This window comes from Lysobacter capsici (assembly GCF_018732085.1).
Classification (GTDB): domain Bacteria; phylum Pseudomonadota; class Gammaproteobacteria; order Xanthomonadales; family Xanthomonadaceae; genus Lysobacter; species Lysobacter capsici_A.
Genome location: NZ_CP076103.1, coordinates 749413 through 769447, shown reverse-complemented (window position 1 = coordinate 769447; position 20035 = coordinate 749413). Strand labels below are relative to the sequence as shown.

The following is a 20035-nucleotide window of genomic DNA, read 5'->3' as shown; positions in this document are numbered from 1 at the left end:
CGGTGTGCGGTGTGCGGGCGATTTTGCGACGGTCGCTGGCCATGCACGAGTGCTCGATCCGGCCAAAACGAATCGGCAGCAAATCGGCAGCAAACCGTCGGACTTCGTCCTACCGTGCCGGCATTGGCCTTCGCCCCACCAAGTCGGCGCAGAGACGACGAGGTTTTTTGTGGGAGGGGCTCCAGCCCCGACGCTCTGCACTCAGATCGCGACGATCGCAACGCCAGCCACCCGACACGCCCTCGACGGCGGAGGAAACCCGCCCTTGCGAACCGATCAACGCACCCCGCCACCCGAGCGCGAATACCGATACTCCACATCGACCTGCGCAGTCACCTCGCCGGTCTGCGCCGGCGCCTCGGCCGCGTAGTCGTAGGCGCGAGAACCGTACTGCCGCGCGGTCGGCGTCTGCGGCGTCCACCACGGCCGATCGTCCTCGAACTTCACCGCGGTGGCCGCGTCCAGCGTCCAACCCAGTTCCGCGGCGATCACCGCGGCCTTGCGCCTGGCGTCCTGCAACGCCAGGCGACGCGCCTGGTCGCCGTACTCGGGCAGCCGATCGGACAAGGGACGCAAGCTGTCGAATTCGGCGACGCCGGCTTGGCTGAGTTGCTGCTGCAACCGCGCCAACGCATCGTCGCCGCGCACCCGCAGCACGAAGCGGGTCGAATAGCGATAGCCCGGCCCGCTATCGCCGTCGCTGCGCGCGGTCAGGCGCGGCGCGTCGACCGACAGTTCGCTCAATTCGCCGCGATGCGTCTGCAACACCTGCCGCACCGCCGCCACCACCGGTTGATGCCGCTGCAAGGCCGCGCGCGCATCGGCGGCGTCGCTGACCACCGCGAACGACAGTTCGAACAGGTCCGGCTGATACGCGACGCGGCCGAAGCCGGCGACATGGAAACGGCCGCCGTCGACGCCCTGCGCGTGCGCCGGCGGCGACAGCCACAGCGCGACCGCGAGCAAGGTCAAGCCCAGGTAGTTCATCGGCGACTCCGGGCGCGGGCGATGGCGGGATTCTGCTGCCGTCGCGGGCCGGTGTCGATGCGCACCAGCCACTCGCGCGGCATGAACGCCGGTTGGCAGCGAACCTGGGCCTCCGCATCCGGCCGCCCGGACTGGGCCGCACCGCCCGGCGCGCGTATCCTAGGCGCCGCCCGGCCGCTGTCGCGCCCGCGGCCCTTTCGCACGTCCGCCTCAAGAGTCCCGTCATGACCGATACCCCGCCCGACCGCGTCTCCAACGATCCCCGCAGCCCGTTCTTCGATCCGTCCGTGGTCGAACGCGGCATCGGCATCCGCTTCAACGGCGTGGAGCGCACGAATGTCGAGGAATACTGCATCAGCGAAGGCTGGGTGCGCCTGCCGGTCGGCAAGTCGCTCGATCGCCGCGGCAATGCGATGACGATGAAGCACAAGGGCCAGGTCGAAGCCTGGTATCTGTCGCCGGCGCCGGAAGCCGACAGCAAGTAAGCGACGCGGCGAGCCGAGCGAAAGGCGTCGGGGCTCAAGCCCCTCCCGCAAAAGACCTCGTTGCTTCGCCGGTGGGTTGGTCCTGCCTGCTGCTTTGACGTGGTCGGAGCAAACCACGCGGCCTTGCCGGAGAGCACCGGCGTCGACCGCCCGCAACAACGTCCATCCCACAGCCAACCGCGTGGCTGCGAAGTCTCTGTGGGAGGGGCTTGAGCCCCGACGCTCTGCGCTCAGATCGCCCGAACCCACCGACCTCGACCCAAAGCGCGATCGCGCAACTGCCCGCACAGCCGCCGCATATCGTCGGCCAGCACCGGCACCGGCTGCGGCAGGCGCAAGGCCGCCTCGATCGTCGCGCAGGCGCCGTCGCGGTCGCCCTGCGCCGCGGCGAGCAAGCCGCGCGCGTAGGCGCCGAGCGGATCGGCCTGCGCCAGCACCGGCTGCAGCCACTCGCGCGCGTCCTTGGCGGTGCCGCGCATCACCAGCAACTGGGCCAGCTGAAAGCGCGCCACCACGAACTGCGGCACCACCGCGAGCAGCGCGCGCAGCCGCTCCTCGGCGCGCTCGAACAGGCCGAGCTGGGCGTGCTGGATCGCCAGCAGGTATTGCGCGTGCAGGTTGTCGGGTTCGCGCTCGAGCACGGTCTTGAGCAGATGCACGGCCTCGACGTCGCGCGCGCCCTGGATGGCGTCGAGCGCGTGGCGCAACAAGATGGGAGTGTCGAGCCGCTCGTCGATCATGCGTGACTGCCGCGCCTGTCCGGCGCGGGCCGTTTCATGGCCGGGCATTGTGCCCCAGCCGGCGCCAACGAAAAACGACGCTCGTCATAACGAAAAGCGAAGACGCGCTTGCTTATGTTGCGCTCGCCTCGCCAAGGAAATTCCGACGGTCCAACCCCGTCGGGCCCCGGCCGGCGTTCCCAAGTCGCACAACCCGATCATTGGAGGATCACCATGTTGCTGCGCACCACTCCCCGTACCGCCCCTGTCGCCGCGCTCGCGCTCGGCATCGCCGTCGTCCTGGCCGTCGCCGGCTGTAGCAAGAAGGTCGAGCGCGCCGATGCGCCGGCCATGGATCAACCCGAATCGGTCGCGATGGCGGCGCCCGCGTCGGCCATGGAAAGCAAAACCTATTTCCTGCAAGAAGCGCCGGTGGCGGCCAACACCGAAAACTACGAGAAGATCGCCGCCAACCCGATCCACCGCGTCGCCGAGCAGCCGGTGTCGACCTTCTCCATCGACGTCGACACCGGCAGCTACGCCAACGTGCGGCGCATGCTCGCCGCCGGCGAACTGCCGCCGAAGGATGCGGTGCGGGTCGAGGAACTGCTCAACTACTTCGACTACGGCTATCCCAAGCCGGCGTCCAGGGACACCCCGTTCCAGGTCAGCACCGAGCTGGCGCCGGCGCCGTGGAACGCCAAGCACGTGCTGATGCAGATCGGCATCCAGGGCTATGACGTCGACAAGGCCGAGCTGCCGCCGGCCAACCTGGTGCTGCTGATCGACACCTCCGGTTCGATGGACGAACCCGACAAGCTGCCGCTGCTGAAGAAGGCCTTCGCGCAACTGGTGCCGCAACTGCGCGCGAAGGACCGGATCTCGATCGTGGCCTACGCCGGCTCGGCCGGGCTGGTGCTGCCGCCGACGCCGGGCGACCGCGGCGGCGAAATCCTCGCCGCGCTCGACAACCTGCAGGCCGGCGGTTCGACCAACGGCGGCGAAGGCATCCAGCTCGCCTACGCGACCGCGCGCCAGGCCTTCGTCGAAGGCGGCATCAACCGCGTGCTGTTGGCGACCGACGGCGACTTCAACGTCGGCACCGCCAATCAGGAAGCGCTGGAAACCCTGGTCGCCGATCAGCGCAAGTCCGGCATCGCGCTGAGCACGCTGGGCTTCGGCACGGGCAACTACAACGATGCGATGGCCGAGCAACTGGCCGATGTCGGCAACGGCAACCACGCCTACATCGACAGCGCGCTGGAAGCGCGCAAGGTGCTGGTCGAGGAACTGGGCTCGACCCTGCTGACCATCGCCGGCGACGTCAAGGTGCAGGTCGAGTTCAACCCGGCCGTGGTCGCCGAGTACCGCCTGATCGGTTACGAAAACCGCATGCTCAAGCGCGAGGATTTCAACAACGACAAGGTCGATGCCGGCGAGATCGGCGCCGGCCACGACGTCACCGCGTTGTACGAGGTGACCTTGGTCGGTTCCGGCGGCGAGTCGGTCGATCCGCTGCGTTACGGCAAGGGCAGCGACGCGGCGGCGGCCGACGCCAAGGCGCCGCGGGCCGCGGCCGGCGATGCGAAGAGCGGCGAACTGGCCTTGCTGCGGCTGCGCTACAAGCGTCCGGGCGAGAACACCAGCCGCTTGATCGAGACCCCGCTGCTGCGCAAGGACATCGCCGGCGAGCCCAGCGAACGCCTGCGTTTCGCCGCCTCGGTCGCCGCGTTCGGCGATCTGCTGCGCGGCGGCACCTACGTCGGCCAGGACTTCGGCTGGAACGGCGTGATCGGCCTGGCCCGCGGCGCGCGCGGCGACGACCGCAACGGCTACCGCGGCGAGTTCCTGCAACTGGCGCAGACCGCGAGCAGTCTGCAGGCGTCGAGTGGGCCGGTGAAGGATGCGGCAGTGGCGGGCGAGTAAGCGCGGCGTTTCCCAGGCCTACCGAAGAACGTTCAAGACCCGGCCGTCAATTCCCTCTCCCGTTTACGGGAGAGGGCCAGAGTGAGGGACGCTTTGGCTCGTACTCGAAAGCAGGAACATTCGCGCTACGTGCTTCCCTCACCCCAACCCCTCTCCCGTGAACGGGAGAGGGGCTTTAGGAGTCACGACGATCAGGCTGACGGCGCCGTTCCATCGCGCTTGTTGATCCCGGTCGCGAAATACAGCACCACCAGCAAGATCAAGAACGCCGGCCCGACGTACAAGGCCACGCGCGTATCCGGGAAATACGCCATCAGCCCGATCACCAGCACCAAAAACGCCAGCGCGACCCACGACGCGACCGGATACATCGGCATGCGGAACGCCAGCGCCGCCTTGTCCTGCGCGCTCAGACGCCGGCGGAACTTCATGTGCGACACCAGGATCACGCCCCAGGTCCAGATCGCGCCGAAGGTCGCGATCGAGGTCACCCACACGAACACTTCCTTGGGCGCCACGTAGTTCAGCACCACGCCGGCCAGCAAGGCCACCACCGACACCAGCACCGCCGCGCGCGGCACGCCGCCGGCCGAGGTGTTGGCGAAGAACGCCGGCGCCTGCTTCTGCTGGGCCAGGTTGTAGAGCATGCGGCCGGTGCTGAAGATGCCGCCGTTGCACGAGGACAGCGCCGCGGTCAGCACGACGAAGTTGATGATGCCGGCCGCCTCGCGGATGCCCAGGCGCTCGAAGGTCATCACGAACGGACTGCCGGTGGTGCCCAGCTCGTTCCACGGGTACAGCGACAGGATCACGAACAGCGCGCCGACGTAGAAGATCACGATCCGCCAGAACACCGAATTGATCGCGTCGGGAATCGACTTGGCCGGGTTGGCCGCCTCGCCCGCGGTCAGGCCGATCATCTCCACGCCGAGGTAGGCGAACATCACCATCTGCAGCGACATCAGCACGCCCTGCGCGCCGTTGGGGAAGAAGCCGCCGTGCGCCCACAGGTTGCTGATGCCGATCGCCACGCCGTTGTTGCCGAAGCCAAACACGATCATCGCCAGGCCGGCCAGGATCATCACCACGATGGTCACGACCTTGATCATCGCGAACCAGAATTCGAACTCGCCGTAGGCCTTGACCGTGATCAGGTTCACCGAACCCATCGCGATCAGCGCGGCCAGCGCCCACGCCCATTGCGGCGAATCCGGGAACCACACCTGCATGTAGATGCCGACCGCGGTGATCTCGGCCACGCAGGTCACCAGCCACAGGAACCAGTAGTTCCAGCCGGTCAGATAGCCCGACAGCGGGCCGAGGTAGTCGCGCGCGTAGCGGCTGAACGAGCCGGCGACCGGGTTATGCACGGCCATCTCGCCCAGCGCGCGCATGATGATGAAGATCGCCGCGCCGCCGAGCAGGTAGGCCAGCAGGATGCCGGGACCGGCGAGCTTGATCGCGTTGGCCGAGCCCAAGAACAGGCCCACGCCGATCGCCGCGCCCAGCGCCATCAGGCGGATGTGGCGCTCGCTCAGGCCGCGATGGAGTTGCTGTTGATTGGTCTGCATCCGCCGGACTCTCCGCAGGCTCCCGGCGCGACGGCGGCGCTGCGCTCAACGCGGCCGGTCCGGAATCGCCGAAGCATACTCCGGGTTGTCCGCGATGCGGCAGGCTGGCCGATGGGCAGGCATCCTGCGTCTCCCTCTCCCGCTTGCGGGAGAGGGTTGGGGTGAGGGGACGCGCGCTGCAGTTGGCGACGGCGCTTGCCCTCATCCGCCCTTCGGGCACCTTCTCCCGCCCGCGGGAGAAGGGAAACGGTCAGCTCTTGAGCTTGTACCCAGTCTTGAAGATCCACCACACTGCGACCAGGCACAGCACCATGAACCCGGCCGTCATGCCCACGCTCAAGGCGATGTCCACGTCCGACTTGCCGTAGAAACTCCAGCGAAACCCATTGACCAGATACACCACCGGATTGAACAGCGAGACCCCGCGCCAGAACGGCGGCAGCATGTCGATCGAATAGAAGCTGCCGCCCAGGAAAGTCAGCGGCATCACGATCATCATCGGGATCATCTGCAGCTTCTCGAACCCGTCGGCCCACACCCCGATGATGAAGCCGAACAGGCTGAAGGTGACCGCGGTCAACACCAGGAACACCGCCATCCACACCGGATGGACGATGGTGAAATCGACGAAGCAGCGCGCGGTGATCAGCATCAGCAAGCCCAGGATCACCGACTTGGTCGCCGCCGCGCCGACATAGCCGCAGATCACCTCGACGAACGACACCGGCGCCGACAGCAGTTCGTAGATCGTGCCCGACCATTTGGGCAGGTAGATGCCGAAGGAGGCATTGGAAATGCTCTCGGTCAGCAGCGACATCATGATCAGGCCCGGCACGATGAAGGCCGCGTAGCTGATCCCGCCGATCTCGACCATGCGCGAGCCGATCGCCGAGCCGAACACGATGAAGTACAGCGAAGTCGACAGCACCGGCGTTGCGATCGACTGCATCAGGGTGCGGAAGGTGCGGTGCATTTCGAAGAAATAGATCGCCTTGATCGCGTGCAGGTTCATGCGCGCACCTCCCCGGCCGCATCATTCGCAGGCTTTTTTTCCGCCTGCGGCGACTTGACCAGATTGACGAAGATTTCCTCCAGCGAGCTTTGACTGGTGTTGAGGTCCTTGAACTCGATGCCGTGCTCGGCCAGGCGCTTGAGCAGCGCGGCGATGCCGGTGTCCTCGGCCTGCGCATCGAAGGTGTAGACCAGTTCGTTGCCGTCGTCCGACAAAGTCAGCGCGTCGCTCGCCAAGGCCTGCGGCACCGCGGCCAGCGGCGCCTGCAGTTGCAGGCTCAGCTGCTTCTTGCCGAGCTTGCGCATCAGCACGCGCTTGTCTTCGACCAGCACGATCTCGCCCTTGTTGATGACCCCGACCCGATCGGCCATTTCCTCGGCCTCGTCGATGTAGTGGGTGGTCAGGATGATGGTGACGCCGCTGTCGCGCAGGCGCGAGACCATCGCCCACATCTCGCGCCGCAGTTCCACGTCGACGCCGGCGGTGGGTTCGTCGAGGAACAGGATGCTCGGCTCGTGCGACAGCGCCTTGGCGATCAGCACGCGCCGCTTCATCCCGCCCGACAGCGCCATGATCTTCTCGCCGCGCTTGTCCCACAGCGACAGCTCGCGCAGGATTTTTTCCAGGTACGCCGGATTGGGCGGCTTGCCGTACAGGCCGCGGCTAAAGCGGACCGTGTCGTGCACGGTCTCGAACGCGTCGGTGTGCAGCTCCTGCGGCACCAGCCCGATCGCCGAACGCGCGGCGCGGTAGTCGCGCACGATGTCGTGGCCGTCGGCGAGCACCCGGCCTTCGCTGGGATTGACGATGCCGCACACGATGCTGATCAAGGTGGTCTTGCCGGCGCCGTTGGGACCGAGCAGGGCGAAGATTTCGCCGCGGCGGATGTCCAGGTCGACGCCCTTGAGCGCCTGGTAGCCGCCGGCGTAGGTCTTGGTCAGGCCCTGGATGGAGACGATGGAGGACGCACCCGCGGCGTGGGCGGCGGGCGGACGGGCGGACGTGGAATCGGACGGCATGGACTCTCCGTGGCGAAGGGTGCGTGGCGATGCTGCGCCGGAAACGGACGGTCGAGCGGGAGCGCGATGCGATGCGGGCGTGTATCGATACAGCGGCGCGCCATTGCATCGCGGTCGCGTGCGTGGCGGTCAGTGTACGGCGAGCGCAGGGTAGAGCGATGCGACGGCGCCGCGATCGATGCCGATGCGATGCACCGTTGCGCGCATGCGTCCAAGCGCGCTCAACGCTCGGCCAGATACGCGTCCAGCCGCTCGAAGCTTTCGCCCCAGCCCGCGACGATCCCGCGCGCCTGCGCCGCCTCGCGTTCGGCCTGGCTGGCGAATGCGATCCGCACGCTGAGCACGGTCTGCTCCGGGCCGTGTTCGGCGAACAACACGTTCACGCGCGAGGGCTGCGACGGCCGCTCGTCGTCCCAATCGTCGACGTAGACCAACCGCTGGGGTTCGACGACGTCCTCGTACGTCCCCTTGATCGGGTACTCGGTGCCGTCCGGCCCGACCGTGCAGATGCGGAACCGGCCGCCGACCGCGACCTCCATCTGCCGCACCACGCCGCGAAAACCGCGCGGTCCCCACCAGCGCGCGACATGGATCGGGTCGGTCCAGCCGAGGAACACCAGATCGCGCGGCGCGTCGATGACGCACTGCACGGTGATGCTGCGTTCGTCGATGCGATGGGTGGTGCGCGCGGGCGTGGGCGCGGCGGCGAGCGTGCCGGAACCGTCGGACGTCATCTCGAACTCCTGGGCATGGATAACCGCGCCAGCCACGGCCGGGCCCGTGGCTGGCCCGCGACTGGCGCGATGCGACCGAACGCCGGCATCGGTGCCAGCGACTGAACCGGCCCGCTAATTAACCAACCGGGAAACTACAACCCGAAGGTGCAAGCGTCAAGCCGATCGGCACAAAGAATCCACGTCTTCGTCCCACAGCCTGAGACGGTGGGTCGCAGCGTTCGGATGCCCTGTCCGGGCGGCGTGTCCAAATGGGCCGCTGCGGATTCGGCGACCGCGCAGGCTCATCGGACACACTCCTCATCGCGATTGCGGCCAACCCGGCGCCGCCGACCTTCAGCCCGCCGGCGTGACCTTGCGCGGCCGCTTCGGCCCGGGCGCCGAATGCCGGCCCTGGGCCGCGTCGATCTCGTCGATCCAGCCCGCGCGCGAGCCGGCGAAGGCGTCGGCGTACGGCACGTACGGCTTGATGTCGAGGATGGGCGTGCCGTCGAGCAAGTCGACCCCGCGCACGACCAGCGCCTGCGCTTCGACCCGCACCAGTTCCACCGCCGACAACCCGAGCGGATTGGGCCGATGCGGCGAACGCGTGGCCAGCACCCCGCGCTTGGGCCCGCCGCGCGGCGGCTTGACCTGGGGTTTCCAGCCCTGGCTGCGGTGGAAGGCGAAAATCAGCCAGATGCGCTCGAACCCTTGCAGATCGGCATACGCCAGCGCCGGCAGGTCGGCGACGAATTCCAGCCGTGCCTCGATCGCCTCGCCGCTTGGCGTGCCCTGCACCACCGTCGATTGGTGCGGCGCATCGATGCGCTGCGCATACGGCGAGCGCAGGTAGGCGATCGGGCGGCAGGTGAAGGCGTCGGACATCGGGGCCAGGGTTCGCGGCGGCGCGGTATTCATTGTCGCTGTCGCGGGAGCTTTTGTGGGAAGGGCTTGAGCCCCGACGCTGTTCGCTCGGCGACTTCGTACTTCCCGGCGATCTGAGCGAACAGCGTCGGGGCTGAAGCTCCTCCCACAAACTGCTTCGCGCCTTATCGCAGCCTGCGAGACCGCCCCGGCCCAGGCTGCGCCGCTCTACACACCCAACCAGCGGCAAGGCCACCAGCGCATGCGTTTTGTCACTGCTGCACCCGGCGCCGATGGCGGTATGCTCGGCGCCGAGCGCATGCGCCGCAGCCCCGCGCTGCCGCCTCCCCCGCCCGCCACGAGGACGCCATGAAATACCTGGTCATGATTTTCAACGACGACAGCCTGATCGAAGCCCTGCCCGCCGGCGAATATGAAACCATGATGCGCGGCTGCATCGCCCACGCCGACGACCTGCGCGAGACCGGCGTGCTGCTCGATTCGCAGATGCTCGCCGCGCCCGCCAAGGCGACCTCGCTGCGCACCCGCAACGGCCGCACCACCTTCATGGACGGCCCGTACGCCGAAGCCAAGGAGTACCTGGGCGGCTTCAACCTGATCGAAGCGGCCGACATGGATGAAGCGGTCCGCGTCGCCCAGGAATTCCCCTGGAGCCGCACCGGCCGGATCGAAGTGCGCCCGGTGATGGATTTCGAACAGGTGCGGCTCGCGTTCGACGCCTGAGTCGGCGGCACCGCCCCATCGCTACGCATCACCCCAGCAAGCCGGCGTATGCCGGCTTGCTTGCGTTATAAGCAAGTAAGCAAGGCGGACGGACCCGCCGCACGGACCGGTCCGGCCGCAAGGTCGATGCAGCGACACGGCATCGACCCCGAACCGCGACCCGGCGCGTTCGCAGTTGCATCGCGAGGTCGCCGACGCGCTTCGCCCACCGCCCGAACGCTACAAGGATGTCCGCATGAAACTGCCGCACCTGACCTGCTGGCTGTTGCTCGCCCTCGCCGCGGCGCTCGGCGCGTATCCGGCGTCAGCCGCGACCGCCGCCAAAACCAACACCAAGACCTTGCGCCCGTTCGCCAGCGAGCGCGAATTCCGCGCGTTCGTCGCGACCCTGCGGCGCAGCCAACCGGTCCACGAAGCGCCGCCACCGCCACCGTCCCCGGTCGCGCCGATGCCGGCGCCCATGCAGGCAGCGCCCGCGTCGGCGAAAGCCGACTCGACCACGCTCGACAGGATCGAGGTCACCGGTTCGCGCGTCGTCGCCCCGGCCGACGAATCGATCACCAACGTCCAGACCCAGGGCGTCGACGAAGGCGACATCGTCAAGAAACAAGGCGACTACCTGATCGTGCTGCGCCGCGGCCGCCTGTTCACCGTGCGTATCGGCGGCGACCGCCTGCAGCCGGTGTCGTCGATCGACGCCTTCGCGCCGAACTCGGACCCGAACCAGACCTGGTACGACGAAATGCTGGTCTCGCGCGACACCGTGGTGGTGATCGGCTACAGCTACGACCGCGGCGGCACCGAGGTCGGCGTGTTCGATCTGAGCGCGCAAGGCCAGTTGAAATACCGCGCCACCTATCAGCTGCGCAGTAACGACTATTACTCGGCCAGCAACTACGCCAGCCGCCTGATCGGTCGCACCATGATCTTCTATTCGCCGTTGGCCCTGCGCCCGGGCAGCGACCTCGCCCAGTCGATGCCGGCCCTGCGCCATTGGCTCCGCGGCGCCACCCCGGCCGACTTCAAGCGCATCCTGCCGGCGACCCGCATCTACCGCAGCGCAGCGCCGGTCGACCACGCCGACTTTCTCACCCTGCACACCGTCGCCTCGTGCGATCTCGACGCCCAGCCGATGCGCTGCACCGCCACCGCGGTGCTCGGACCGGCGAGCCGCAGCTTTTATGTCTCGTCCGATTCGGTCTATGTCTGGACCTCGAGCTGGAGACCGAAACCCGGCACGCCCAACGCCTCGATCCTGCGCATTCCGCTCGACGGCGCCGCGCCGAGCGGCCTGCGCGCGAGCGGTTCGCCCTGGGACCAGATGTCGTTCCTGCAACGCGACGGCTGGCTCAACGTGCTGGTCGGCTCGCAAAGCAACGGCGAAGGCATGTGGTCTTCGCGCAGCAACGCCGGCGAACTGGCGCTGCTGCGGGTCAGGCTGGACAGCTTCGGCGACGGCCGCGCGGTCGCCGCGCGCAAGGCCTACCGCGTGTTGCCCGAGCTCAATGGCGAAGATGCCGAGCTGCACGCGCGCTTCATCGGCGACTGGCTGGTGTATGGCGCCGGTGAAAACTGGAGACACAAGGCCGCGCCGCTGCGCGCCTACGCGCTGCGCTATGCCGACAACGGCCCGGTCGCTACGCTCGCGTTGAAGCACCAGGTCGAACGCGTCGACGCGCTCGGCGACGACGCGGTGCTGGTCGGCGGCAACGACGACGACGACCATCTGTACTTCAGCAGCGTCCGCCTCGACCGCGGCGCGCGCGTCGCCGACACCTACGTGCAACGCGACGCCCGTCAGGGCGACGAGCGCACCCACGGCTTTTTCTATCGCGCCCAGGACGAGGATCGCGGCATTCTCGGCCTGCCCGTGCTCAGCGAAGACAACAGCGACCGCGAGCAGGCCAGCGTGCTGTTCCTGCGCAACCAGCGACTCACGCTGAGCGCGCTGGGCCAATTGAGTTCGAAGGGCGACCCGAACGTCGACGACGGCTGCAAGGTCAGCTGCGTGGACTGGTACGGCAACGCGCGTCCGATCTTCATCGGCGATCGCGTGTTCGCCCTGCTCGGCTACGAACTGGTCGAAGGCCGCGACGACGGCAGCCGCATCCGCGAGCGGCGCAGGACCGACTTCTCCCCGCGCGTCAAGGTCTCGCCCTGAGCGCGGGCGTGGCCGCCGCGCGTACCGGGGCGCGTTGAATCCCCTGTCCCGTGGTGATCGGGACAGAGGGACACCATGACATCGGTACGGATCGGCTGGCTCGCACTCGTCGCGCTGTGTTGCGCGCCCCAGGCCGGCGCGCACGGCGGCGGGCTCAATGCCGAAGGCTGCCATCACGACCGCAAGCGCGGCGGCTACCACTGCCATCGCGGCCCCGCCGCCGGTGCGGCGTCGCTGATGCCCGAGGCGGCGCAGCGCCCGCGGCGGCCACCGTCGTCGCAAGGCTTCGCACCGTCGGCGTTGACCGCCGAATCCGGCGCCGCCTACTACCGCAACTGCAGCGCGGCGCGCGCCGCCGGCGCGGCCCCGGTGCGGCGCGGCGACCCGGGCTATGGCCCGCATCTGGACCGCGACGGCGACGGCAAGGGCTGCGAATGAACCGGGCCGCGAAGTCGGGCTGCAAAAGCAGGGCCGAGGCGGCGCGACGATCGTGAATTCGCGGCAACGGCCGCGGCGTTTAACGCATTGCCGCTATGCAGTGCCGATGGCGAGGCGGACAATCGGGACGTCCCCACCCCTCGGAGCCCGTCATGAACCTCCGGACCGCATTCGCCATCGCCCTGTCGGTCGCCGTGCTCGCGGCCGCGGACGTCGGCGCCGCTTCGCGCACCGTCACCGATCCCGCCGCGCCGCGCAGCCTGCCCGACCAGGGCCCGGTCAGCGTGCGCTGGGAAGATCCGTCGAACTTCACCGAGATCCGCCAAAGCCGCAACCGCTTCGACGCGCGCCGCGGCAACTGGGTCGAACAACTCGCCCAGCACCTGCGCGCCCGCGCGCAGAAGCAGCTGCCCGCGGGCCAGACCCTGCAGGTCGACATCACCGACATCAAGCGCGCCGGCGACTACGAGCCCTGGCACGGACCGCAGTTCGACGACACCCGTTTCATCCGCGACATCTACCCGCCGCGCATCGTCCTGAACTTCAAGCGCACCGACGCCAACGGCCAGACCGTCGAGGAAGGCCAGCGCACCCTGCGCGACATGAGCTTCCTGATGGGCCCGCGCACCGGCAGCGACAGCGATCCGTTGCGCTACGAAAAGCGCCTGATCGACGATTGGCTGTACCAGGAATTCAAGAGCCCCAGCGCGTAATCGCGCCGAGGTCCCACCCGGCCACTATCGAACCCATGAAAAAACCCCGCATCGCGCGGGGTTTTTCGTTTCCTGCATTGCCGCGCTTCGATCGCCGCGGCACTTCGAGCCGCGCGGCCCGGACGACGCGGCAACGAACGGCCGCAACCGTCCGCGCCGCCGCCCACGGCCCGCGATCGCGCGATGGCTTACTGCTGCGCCGCGCTCGGGTCCGCGTCCGGGTCCATGTAGAACACTTCCCAGGTGTGGCCGTCCAGATCGTCGTAGGAGCGCTGGTACATGAAGCCGTAGTCCTTCGGCTCGTGCATCGTCGCGCCGGCCGCGGCGGCCTTGTCGGCCAGCGCGTCGACCTCGGCGCGGCCGGGCAGGCTCACCGCGATCAGCGATTCCACCTGCTTGCTCGCGTCGACCAGGGTCTTCTTGGTGAACGACTGGAAGAACGGTTCGACCAGCAGCATCACGAAGATGTTCTCGCCGAGGATCATGCAGGTCGCATTTTCGTCGGTGAACTTGGCATTGAAGCTGTAACCGAGCTGGGTGTAGAACTCGACCGCGCGCGGCAGGCTCTTGACGGACAGATTGACGAACAGTTGCGAATGGGTGGTCATGGCGAAGGTCCTGGTTGGAGGGGATTGGATTGGCGGGCGGCCTGGACGAAGTGCGTTTGCTGCCTGCTCCTGTTAGCGACGAGCCACGATTGCGGGAATCGACAAGGCCGGCGAAAAAATTTCGGACGGGTCCGCGGCCAGGGTCGGGCGCCGTCGATCTGCCGCCCCATGGCCCCGCTCACCCGGCCGGCGCCGCCGCCCGCCGCCTGGTCAGCAATTCGGCCCACCGCGTCAGCAACACATCGGTATACGGCGCCGCGTCGATCCGATAGGCCCCGAGCGCATAGCCGTCGTTGACTTCGATCAGGGCGGTCCGGCCGTCGGCCAGCACGCCGAAATCGATCGCGTACGCCGCCGGCGCCTGACCGCTGTCGCGAAAGGCATGCACCGCCTCGGCGATGGTCCGACCGCAGGGCGCGAGCTGCGCGTCGCCGTCGTAGGGATCCAGCGCGACCACCTGCGCGCCGATCACATAGGCGCGGAACTCCGAACGCCACATCACCACTTGCGAGCACCACACTTTCTGCCGGCGCGACGCGGAACCCAGGAAGTACAGATCGGCATTGCTCTCGAACACGCGACCGGTAAAGGTCTTGATCCGCTCGGCCGGCTTGACGAATACCGGCAGCTGCAGGTCGTCCCAGATCCGTCGTTCGACCTCGCCCAGGGTGGACTGCCAGACCTCGCGGCGCAGCAGGCCGCGCAGCGCCTGCGGATAGTCGTTGGGCGGCGGCACCTCGATGCCGAGTTGTTTCATGGCGCCGAGCATGGCCGGCATCGCACCCATCACGAAGCAGCGCTCATTCAACGGCAGGCTGCGCCGGTCGATCTGCTTGCGGGTAAAGAACTGCAGGGCGATGCCGCGACGCTGCAGTTCCGCGACGACGCGGGTTTCCTCCTCGCCCAGGGGGCCGTTGCCGCGGCTCTCGACATAGGCGATCTCGAACATGGTGCGGTTCGCGGCAGTGGGATCGCGCCCAGTGTAGCAACGGCGCCGACGCTTCTTCGCGTCGGCCCGCGCGGGCGATACGGCGATCGGCATCGTCCGTCGTCAGCGATGGCCGCCCGAATCACGAGCGGCCATCGCCGAGACGAGACGCCGCCCCATCGCGCCTATCGCGCCGCTTCAGTTCTTCTCGATACCGAAGATCTTGCCGTTGCGCGGGTCGAGCTTGAGCTTGACGTCGCGGCCGCCGGTGTCCTCGGCCTTGGCGTTCCAGACGCCCTGCTCGTAGTCGACATCGTGGACATCGGTGTAGCCGGCGCTCGACAACGCGGCGCGCACGTCGCGCTCGCTCAACTGGGTCACTTGTTCGTTGGCGTAGACCTTGCCGGTGCGCGGGTCCAGCAGCACCTGCACGCGATTGCCGTCGGCGCTGCGCGCATCGGCCTTCCACACGCCGTCGTCGAAGTCGAGATCGTTGACCTTGGTATAGCCCTGTTCGGCCAGGCGGGTGCGAATCTGGTGCTCGGTGAGCGATGTCTGGGCCTGCGGTTCCTGCGCCGAAGCGGCGGTCGAAACGCCGATGGCCAACGCCAGTGCCAGCATGATCGGTTTCATGATGTGCTCTCGCTTTAGGAGGTCTCGATTGTGGCCAGCGCGTGCAAACGGGAAATGAATACCCGCGTATTCAGTCGGCTCGCCGATGGTTTCGTCATCGACGCTCACGAATGCGCCACGCCGGTTTTATCCGCGGCTCATGCCGCGCTCACCGGCCGCTAACGTCTCATCGGCGGGCGCTATCGAAAGGCCGAACGCGCGACAGGCAATGCGAATCGTCGGTCCTTGATCCGGACGCTTCGCTTTATCCCGCATTGTCGCCATGACGCATCGCAGGCGCCTGGTTCGGCCGAAATCCGCGCCCCGCGCGGCACCGCAGGCACTCGCGATGCAGCTCGAACGCGCCGGCTCGCATCGCTTGCCGCGAATACCTCCGCGCGGCCCTTGGCTTGGCGCCCGCCAGTGGCTAACGTGGCGTCATTCGGCCGCCGGATGCGGCCCGGGGGAAAGGCGATGATCGCAAGGACACTGCTGCTGGCCGCCTTGCTGCTGCCAGCCGCCGCGCAGGCCTGCATCAACTACGTCGGCACCGATCACCAGGGACACCCGTTCTCTCCGGACTGGATCGTCGGCGAGGAGCTGACCGCGCACCTGACCCAGCAGGTGCGGCGGCGCTGGCAGATGGAGCGGGCCAAGAAGGTGATCGCCGACGCGCGCGCCAAGCCCACCTTCGACCATCTCAACAACCTGGGCGTGCTGCTGATCTATCAAGGGCAGTACCCGCTCGCGATCCGCCAGTTCCTGATGATCGAGCGCGCCGCGCCGGGACGTTACGAAACCGCGGCCAACCTCGGCACCGCGCTGGAACTGGCCGGGCACGACCAAGTCGCGCTGCGCTGGATCCGGATCGGCATGCGCCGCAACAACGACGCCCACCTGCGATCGGAATGGCTGCACGCACGCATTCTCGAAAGCAAGATCGCATTGGCGAAGGACCCGGGCTATCTCGCCAAACGCTCGGTCGCCGGTGTGAATTTCGGCAACGCCTTGGTCCCGACGATGCCGGCCATGCCGGCTGGCAACGACGGCAAGCCGGTCAGCCCGTCCATGCTGCACGATTCGATGAGCTATCAGCTGTTCGAACGCACCCAGTTCGTCAAACCGACCGATCCGATCGTCGCCAACGTGTTGCGCGACTGGGCAACCGTGCACCTGGTCGGCGGTTCGATCGAGAACGCGAACACCCTGTACGAACTCGCCGTCACCTACGGCGCGCCGCACGACGCGCTGATGAAGCGGCGGCAGGCGCATATCCGCACGATCCTGGCCAATCCTCGCAAGGACGGCGGCGAGGCCGGTTCGTGCGCGATCTGCGGCAATCACTTCTAGCCGCAGGCCGCTCGCCATGACCGACACGCCGACGATCCGCGCCGTCTACGATCCGCAGGTCGTACGCGCTTGGCAGCAGGCACTGGCCGCACACCCGCCGTTGTTCCGCAGGGCCACGACGGTCGCGGCGATCGTCGCGGTGGTCGGTCTGGGATTGAATTGCGCGCCCGTACTGCACGGCGCATTCGCCCTGGTGCTGCTTGGATCGGGCCTGGCCGGCGCGCTGCTTGCCGGGCTATTGCTGGCGCTGGATCACGAGCGCCACGCGACCGACCTTTACTGCCCGCATTGCGGCCGCAACCCGTCCGGCCTTCAAAGACAGGCAGCCGACTGGATCGACCATTGCGTTCACTGCCTGTACTGGCTGAAGACGCCGCCGTGGATCGTGCCGCCCACCGACGACGCGACCTGACCACTCACCCGCGCCCATCACCGAGGAACCGCTGCGATGAACTTTCGTACCACTGCATTGACGCTGCTGCTCGTGGCCGGCACCGCCGGCGCCGAAGCGCCCAAGGTCGCCGCCGCCTACGGCCTGAGCAAGCAAGACGCCGTGGAGGTGTGCAAGCCGCCCGGCGAACACGAGTACCTCGCCCGGCTGGTGTGTCCGGACCGCGAGCATCCGACCTTCGAGCGCAGCGGCAATTTCGGCGAACGCACGCCGCTGCCGGACGATCTGAGCGACGACGCCACCAATCGGCTGATTGAGGACATGATGGGCTACAAGGCCCTGCAGCCGGGCGAGGCCGACTATCACATCGTCGACGGCTACGAGGTGGCATGCGGCGAAACCAAGGTCCGCGTCTACCTGGACATGTACCACTGCGATGCGCCGCGGCCGACGCGCGCGCCGGCGGGTTTCAGCATCATCAATTAAGCGCGCAGAACATGAAAAGCGCCGCGCGCGATCCGAAACGACCGTGCCGGCCCGCCGCTTACCGGCATCGAAAGCCACGAATCCTTCGTGGCTCGAACTCAAACGGTCCGGCGCTCAGACGCCGCCGCGATCCCGCGACTAAGCCGCCGGCACCGCATCGCCACGGCGCGTATCGATCCTCGCGCCCTCCTGCAAGGTCCGCGTCACCGGCGTCTTGCCCGCCACCTCGAGCAAGCGCTGCCATTGCTCGTCGCTCAAGGCGGCATCGCTGTGCACGACGCGTTCGATCCGGGTGTCGCCTTCGCGGTTCTTCAGCACGGTCAGTTCGACCCGCAGTTCGCCCAGCCCCCAGCCCTTCTTCTCGGCATACATGCGCAAGGTGATCGCGGTGCATGCGCCCAGCCCGGCCAGCAGGTAATCGTAGGGCGCCGGGCCGGCGTCCTGGCCGCCCGCGGCGGTCGGCTCGTCGGCGATCAGATCGTGCTCACCGGCGCGGATGCGATGACGATAATGCGGTCCGTCGGACCAGACCCGCGCGGTCGAGATGGCTTTCATCCGCGTTGCGCCTTGAGGTTGAGGTTGGCGGGAACCGGCGCGGGAATGCGTTCCAGCGTGGTGCCGGGCACCTCGCCGAAGTGACGGCCGGCGTTCCAGTCTTCGCTGGCCTGCAACACTTCCTCGGGCGTGCGCGCGACGAAGTTCCACCACATCAGCAAGTCCTCGTCCAGCGGCTCGCCGCCGATCAGCAACAGCCGCGCCGCGCCGTCGCAGCGCAGCCGCACCGTGTCGCGGCCCAGGCCCAGGTACAGCAGCGTGTCGGCCTCGATGCGTTCGCCTTCGACTTCGATCCGACCTTGCAGACACAGCACCGCGTGTTCGAACCCGGGCGTCAGCGGCAAGTCGGTGGCGGCCGCGGTGTCGGCGGCCAGATCGATGCCGACCAACGGCGTGAACACCTGCGCCGGTGCGCGCTCGCCCAGGGCCTCGCCGGCCAGCACGGTGATGCGGAAGCCGCCGCGCTCGAGGATCGGCAAGTCGGGGTAGTGATGGAACGACGGCTCGCGCTGACGCTGCGCTTCGGGCAACGCGATCCACAACTGCGCCAGATGCACGCGGCCGGCGTTGCCGTCGGGCGGCTCTTCGGCGTGCACGATGCCGCGGCCGGCGGTCATCAGATTGACCTGGCCGGGACGGATGAGCTGCTGGGAACCCAGGCTGTCGCGATGCAGCACTTCGCCTTCGAGCATCCAGGTAAAAGTCTGCAGGCCGATATGCGGATGCGGACCGACCGCGGGACCGGCGCCGGGGCCGTGCTGGATCGGGCCGGCATGATCGAGAAAACACCAGGCGCCGACCTTGCGCCGGGTCCGCGACGGCACCGCGCGATGCACTTCGAAGCCCGGTGCGATCTCGCGGCTGCGCGTGGCGATGCGTTCCAGCACCGGCTGGCCAGCGCATGGCGCGCCGTCGCTGCTGCGCACCGGTTCGGCGGACGGCTCGGCGCGGCTCATGGCGAGGCGCCGGGGATCGACGCGGCCTCGTTCGACGCGTCCGCCGCGCGCAACGAGGTCGCGATGCGCACCTCGCCGGTCAGCACCTTGTGGATCGGGCAGGCGTTGGCGATCTGCAACAAGCGTTCGCGCTGTTCGTCGGACAGATCGCCGAGCAAGGAAACCACGCGGGTCAACTCGGTGCCGGCCTCGGGCTTGCCGTCCGGATTGAATTGCAGCTCGACCCGCACGTCGGTCAACGGCCACTGCTTGCGCGCCGCGTACATGCGCACGGTGATCGCGGTGCAGGCGCCCAGGCTCGACAACAGCAACCGTTCCGGCGACGGCGCGGTGTCGCCGCCGCCCAGATCGGCCGGTTCGTCGGCCTGCCACCGATGGCCGAGATCGTCGCGCAGGTCGACCCGGTACGGCGCGGCCGCGCTGGCGGCATGCACGCCGGGAACAATCACGCTGGGGTCGGTCATGCAAGATCCTCGTAGTTTTGCCAAGGCGCATTGCGCCGCACATCGATCGTCGATACGGCCGCGCGCGCGGCGCGGCGATGGGCGAACCATATCGCACCGCACCGGCGCGAAAGGCGCCGGAATCTAGACGCACAGTCCCACCCGGCGAACACTGGACGGCGGCCTCGGTCTTCCTGCAGGCGTTCGAACCGCATCGCCAGACAGTCGATCAAGGCCCGCATCGACGGTACCAGGGCGGTGTCCGACTGCAGGAGCGGCGTGAGCCGCGACCACGAAGCATCGCTTGCGTCGTTACGTGGAAGTCGCGGTCGCGGCTCAAGCCGCTCCTAC

General features: G+C 68.0%; 22 protein-coding genes. 9 read left to right on the top strand and 13 right to left on the bottom strand.

Annotated elements, in window-relative coordinates:
* Window positions 1-276: 276 nt before the first annotated feature.
* Window positions 277-987 carry an SIMPL domain-containing protein gene (locus KME82_RS03135; protein WP_215497237.1) on the bottom strand — a complete coding sequence of 237 codons (711 nt, stop codon included), beginning with the start codon at window positions 985-987 and terminating at the stop codon, window positions 277-279.
* Window positions 988-1211: 224 nt separating this feature from the next.
* Here KME82_RS03135 and KME82_RS03130 point away from each other — a divergent pair, with 224 nt between their 5' ends.
* A complete protein-coding gene (locus tag KME82_RS03130; protein WP_215497236.1) occupies window positions 1212-1472 on the top strand; it encodes a DUF3297 family protein in 261 nt (86 codons plus the stop codon).
* Between the two features lie 230 nt (window positions 1473-1702).
* Here KME82_RS03130 and KME82_RS03125 read toward each other — a convergent pair whose 3' ends face one another.
* Entirely contained in the window at window positions 1703-2212 is a 510-nt protein-coding gene (locus tag KME82_RS03125; protein WP_215497235.1) for a tetratricopeptide repeat protein, read from the bottom strand.
* Between the two features lie 213 nt (window positions 2213-2425).
* Between KME82_RS03125 and KME82_RS03120 the strand changes: the two genes are divergently transcribed.
* Window positions 2426-4117 carry a vWA domain-containing protein gene (locus tag KME82_RS03120; protein WP_430538784.1) on the top strand — a complete coding sequence of 564 codons (1692 nt, stop codon included), beginning with the start codon at window positions 2426-2428 and terminating at the stop codon, window positions 4115-4117.
* Window positions 4118-4308: 191 nt separating this feature from the next.
* Here KME82_RS03120 and KME82_RS03115 read toward each other — a convergent pair whose 3' ends face one another.
* The 5 genes from KME82_RS03115 to tsaA form a co-directional block, all read right to left on the bottom strand.
* Window positions 4309-5688: an amino acid permease gene (locus KME82_RS03115; RefSeq protein ID WP_215497233.1), complete on the bottom strand. Its 1380-nt coding sequence runs from the start codon at window positions 5686-5688 to the stop codon at window positions 4309-4311.
* A gap of 250 nt (window positions 5689-5938) precedes the next feature.
* The gene (locus tag KME82_RS03110) at window positions 5939-6700 is read right to left on the bottom strand and encodes an ABC transporter permease (protein WP_215497232.1); all 762 of its coding nucleotides are present in this window, start codon (window positions 6698-6700) and stop codon (window positions 5939-5941) included.
* Window positions 6697-7719 (bottom strand): ABC transporter ATP-binding protein, encoded by a 1023-nt coding sequence (locus KME82_RS03105; RefSeq protein ID WP_215497231.1) that lies wholly within the window; start codon window positions 7717-7719, stop codon window positions 6697-6699. The genes KME82_RS03110 and KME82_RS03105 overlap by 4 nt, the downstream gene beginning before the upstream one ends.
* Before the next feature lie 221 nt (window positions 7720-7940).
* A complete protein-coding gene (locus tag KME82_RS03100) occupies window positions 7941-8453 on the bottom strand; it encodes an SRPBCC domain-containing protein (protein WP_215497230.1) in 513 nt (170 codons plus the stop codon).
* Window positions 8454-8789: 336 nt separating this feature from the next.
* Window positions 8790-9353, bottom strand: coding sequence for a tRNA (N6-threonylcarbamoyladenosine(37)-N6)-methyltransferase TrmO (gene tsaA / locus KME82_RS03095; RefSeq protein WP_252255607.1), 564 nt, complete (start codon window positions 9351-9353; stop codon window positions 8790-8792).
* 315 nt (window positions 9354-9668) lie between these two features.
* Between tsaA and KME82_RS03090 the strand changes: the two genes are divergently transcribed.
* From KME82_RS03090 to KME82_RS03075, 4 genes are all read left to right on the top strand, one after another.
* Window positions 9669-10043, top strand: a complete 375-nt coding sequence (locus tag KME82_RS03090; RefSeq protein ID WP_215497229.1) for a YciI family protein — start codon at window positions 9669-9671, stop codon at window positions 10041-10043.
* A gap of 235 nt (window positions 10044-10278) precedes the next feature.
* Window positions 10279-12204 (top strand): beta-propeller domain-containing protein, encoded by a 1926-nt coding sequence (locus KME82_RS03085; RefSeq protein WP_215497228.1) that lies wholly within the window; start codon window positions 10279-10281, stop codon window positions 12202-12204.
* Window positions 12205-12279: 75 nt separating this feature from the next.
* On the top strand, window positions 12280-12642 hold the full coding sequence (locus KME82_RS03080) for an excalibur calcium-binding domain-containing protein (protein WP_215497227.1): 363 nt from the start codon (window positions 12280-12282) through the stop codon (window positions 12640-12642).
* 152 nt (window positions 12643-12794) lie between these two features.
* Window positions 12795-13355: a DUF3016 domain-containing protein gene (locus KME82_RS03075; RefSeq protein ID WP_215497226.1), complete on the top strand. Its 561-nt coding sequence runs from the start codon at window positions 12795-12797 to the stop codon at window positions 13353-13355.
* A gap of 188 nt (window positions 13356-13543) precedes the next feature.
* On the opposite strand, the gene KME82_RS03070 is transcribed toward KME82_RS03075, so the two are convergent.
* From KME82_RS03070 to KME82_RS03060, 3 genes are all read right to left on the bottom strand, one after another.
* Window positions 13544-13963, bottom strand: a complete 420-nt coding sequence (locus KME82_RS03070; RefSeq protein ID WP_215497225.1) for a VOC family protein — start codon at window positions 13961-13963, stop codon at window positions 13544-13546.
* Window positions 13964-14141: 178 nt separating this feature from the next.
* Window positions 14142-14912: an ATP-grasp domain-containing protein gene (locus KME82_RS03065; RefSeq protein WP_215497224.1), complete on the bottom strand. Its 771-nt coding sequence runs from the start codon at window positions 14910-14912 to the stop codon at window positions 14142-14144.
* A gap of 177 nt (window positions 14913-15089) precedes the next feature.
* Window positions 15090-15524: a PepSY domain-containing protein gene (locus tag KME82_RS03060; RefSeq protein ID WP_215497223.1), complete on the bottom strand. Its 435-nt coding sequence runs from the start codon at window positions 15522-15524 to the stop codon at window positions 15090-15092.
* A 453-nt stretch (window positions 15525-15977) separates the two neighbouring features.
* Between KME82_RS03060 and KME82_RS03055 the strand changes: the two genes are divergently transcribed.
* Genes KME82_RS03055 through KME82_RS03045 form a run of 3 tightly spaced genes read left to right on the top strand, consistent with a single transcriptional unit; the run spans window position 15978 to window position 17730 of the window.
* Complete coding sequence (locus tag KME82_RS03055) at window positions 15978-16853, top strand: hypothetical protein (RefSeq protein ID WP_215497222.1); 876 nt, start codon at window positions 15978-15980, stop codon at window positions 16851-16853.
* 16 nt (window positions 16854-16869) lie between these two features.
* Window positions 16870-17265, top strand: a complete 396-nt coding sequence (locus KME82_RS03050) for a hypothetical protein (protein ID WP_215497221.1) — start codon at window positions 16870-16872, stop codon at window positions 17263-17265.
* Between the two features lie 36 nt (window positions 17266-17301).
* Window positions 17302-17730: a hypothetical protein gene (locus KME82_RS03045; protein ID WP_215497220.1), complete on the top strand. Its 429-nt coding sequence runs from the start codon at window positions 17302-17304 to the stop codon at window positions 17728-17730.
* Between the two features lie 138 nt (window positions 17731-17868).
* Here the strand turns inward: KME82_RS03045 and KME82_RS03040 are convergent, their stop codons facing one another.
* From KME82_RS03040 to KME82_RS03030, 3 genes are read right to left on the bottom strand one after another with little or no spacing between them, the layout of a single operon-like run.
* On the bottom strand, window positions 17869-18276 hold the full coding sequence (locus KME82_RS03040; protein ID WP_215498949.1) for an OsmC family protein: 408 nt from the start codon (window positions 18274-18276) through the stop codon (window positions 17869-17871).
* Window positions 18277-18281: 5 nt separating this feature from the next.
* Complete coding sequence (locus KME82_RS03035; RefSeq protein WP_215497219.1) at window positions 18282-19241, bottom strand: pirin family protein; 960 nt, start codon at window positions 19239-19241, stop codon at window positions 18282-18284.
* Complete coding sequence (locus KME82_RS03030) at window positions 19238-19705, bottom strand: OsmC family protein (protein WP_215497218.1); 468 nt, start codon at window positions 19703-19705, stop codon at window positions 19238-19240. Before KME82_RS03030 ends, KME82_RS03035 begins: the two co-directional genes overlap by 4 nt.
* Between the last annotated feature and the right edge of the window lie 330 nt (window positions 19706-20035).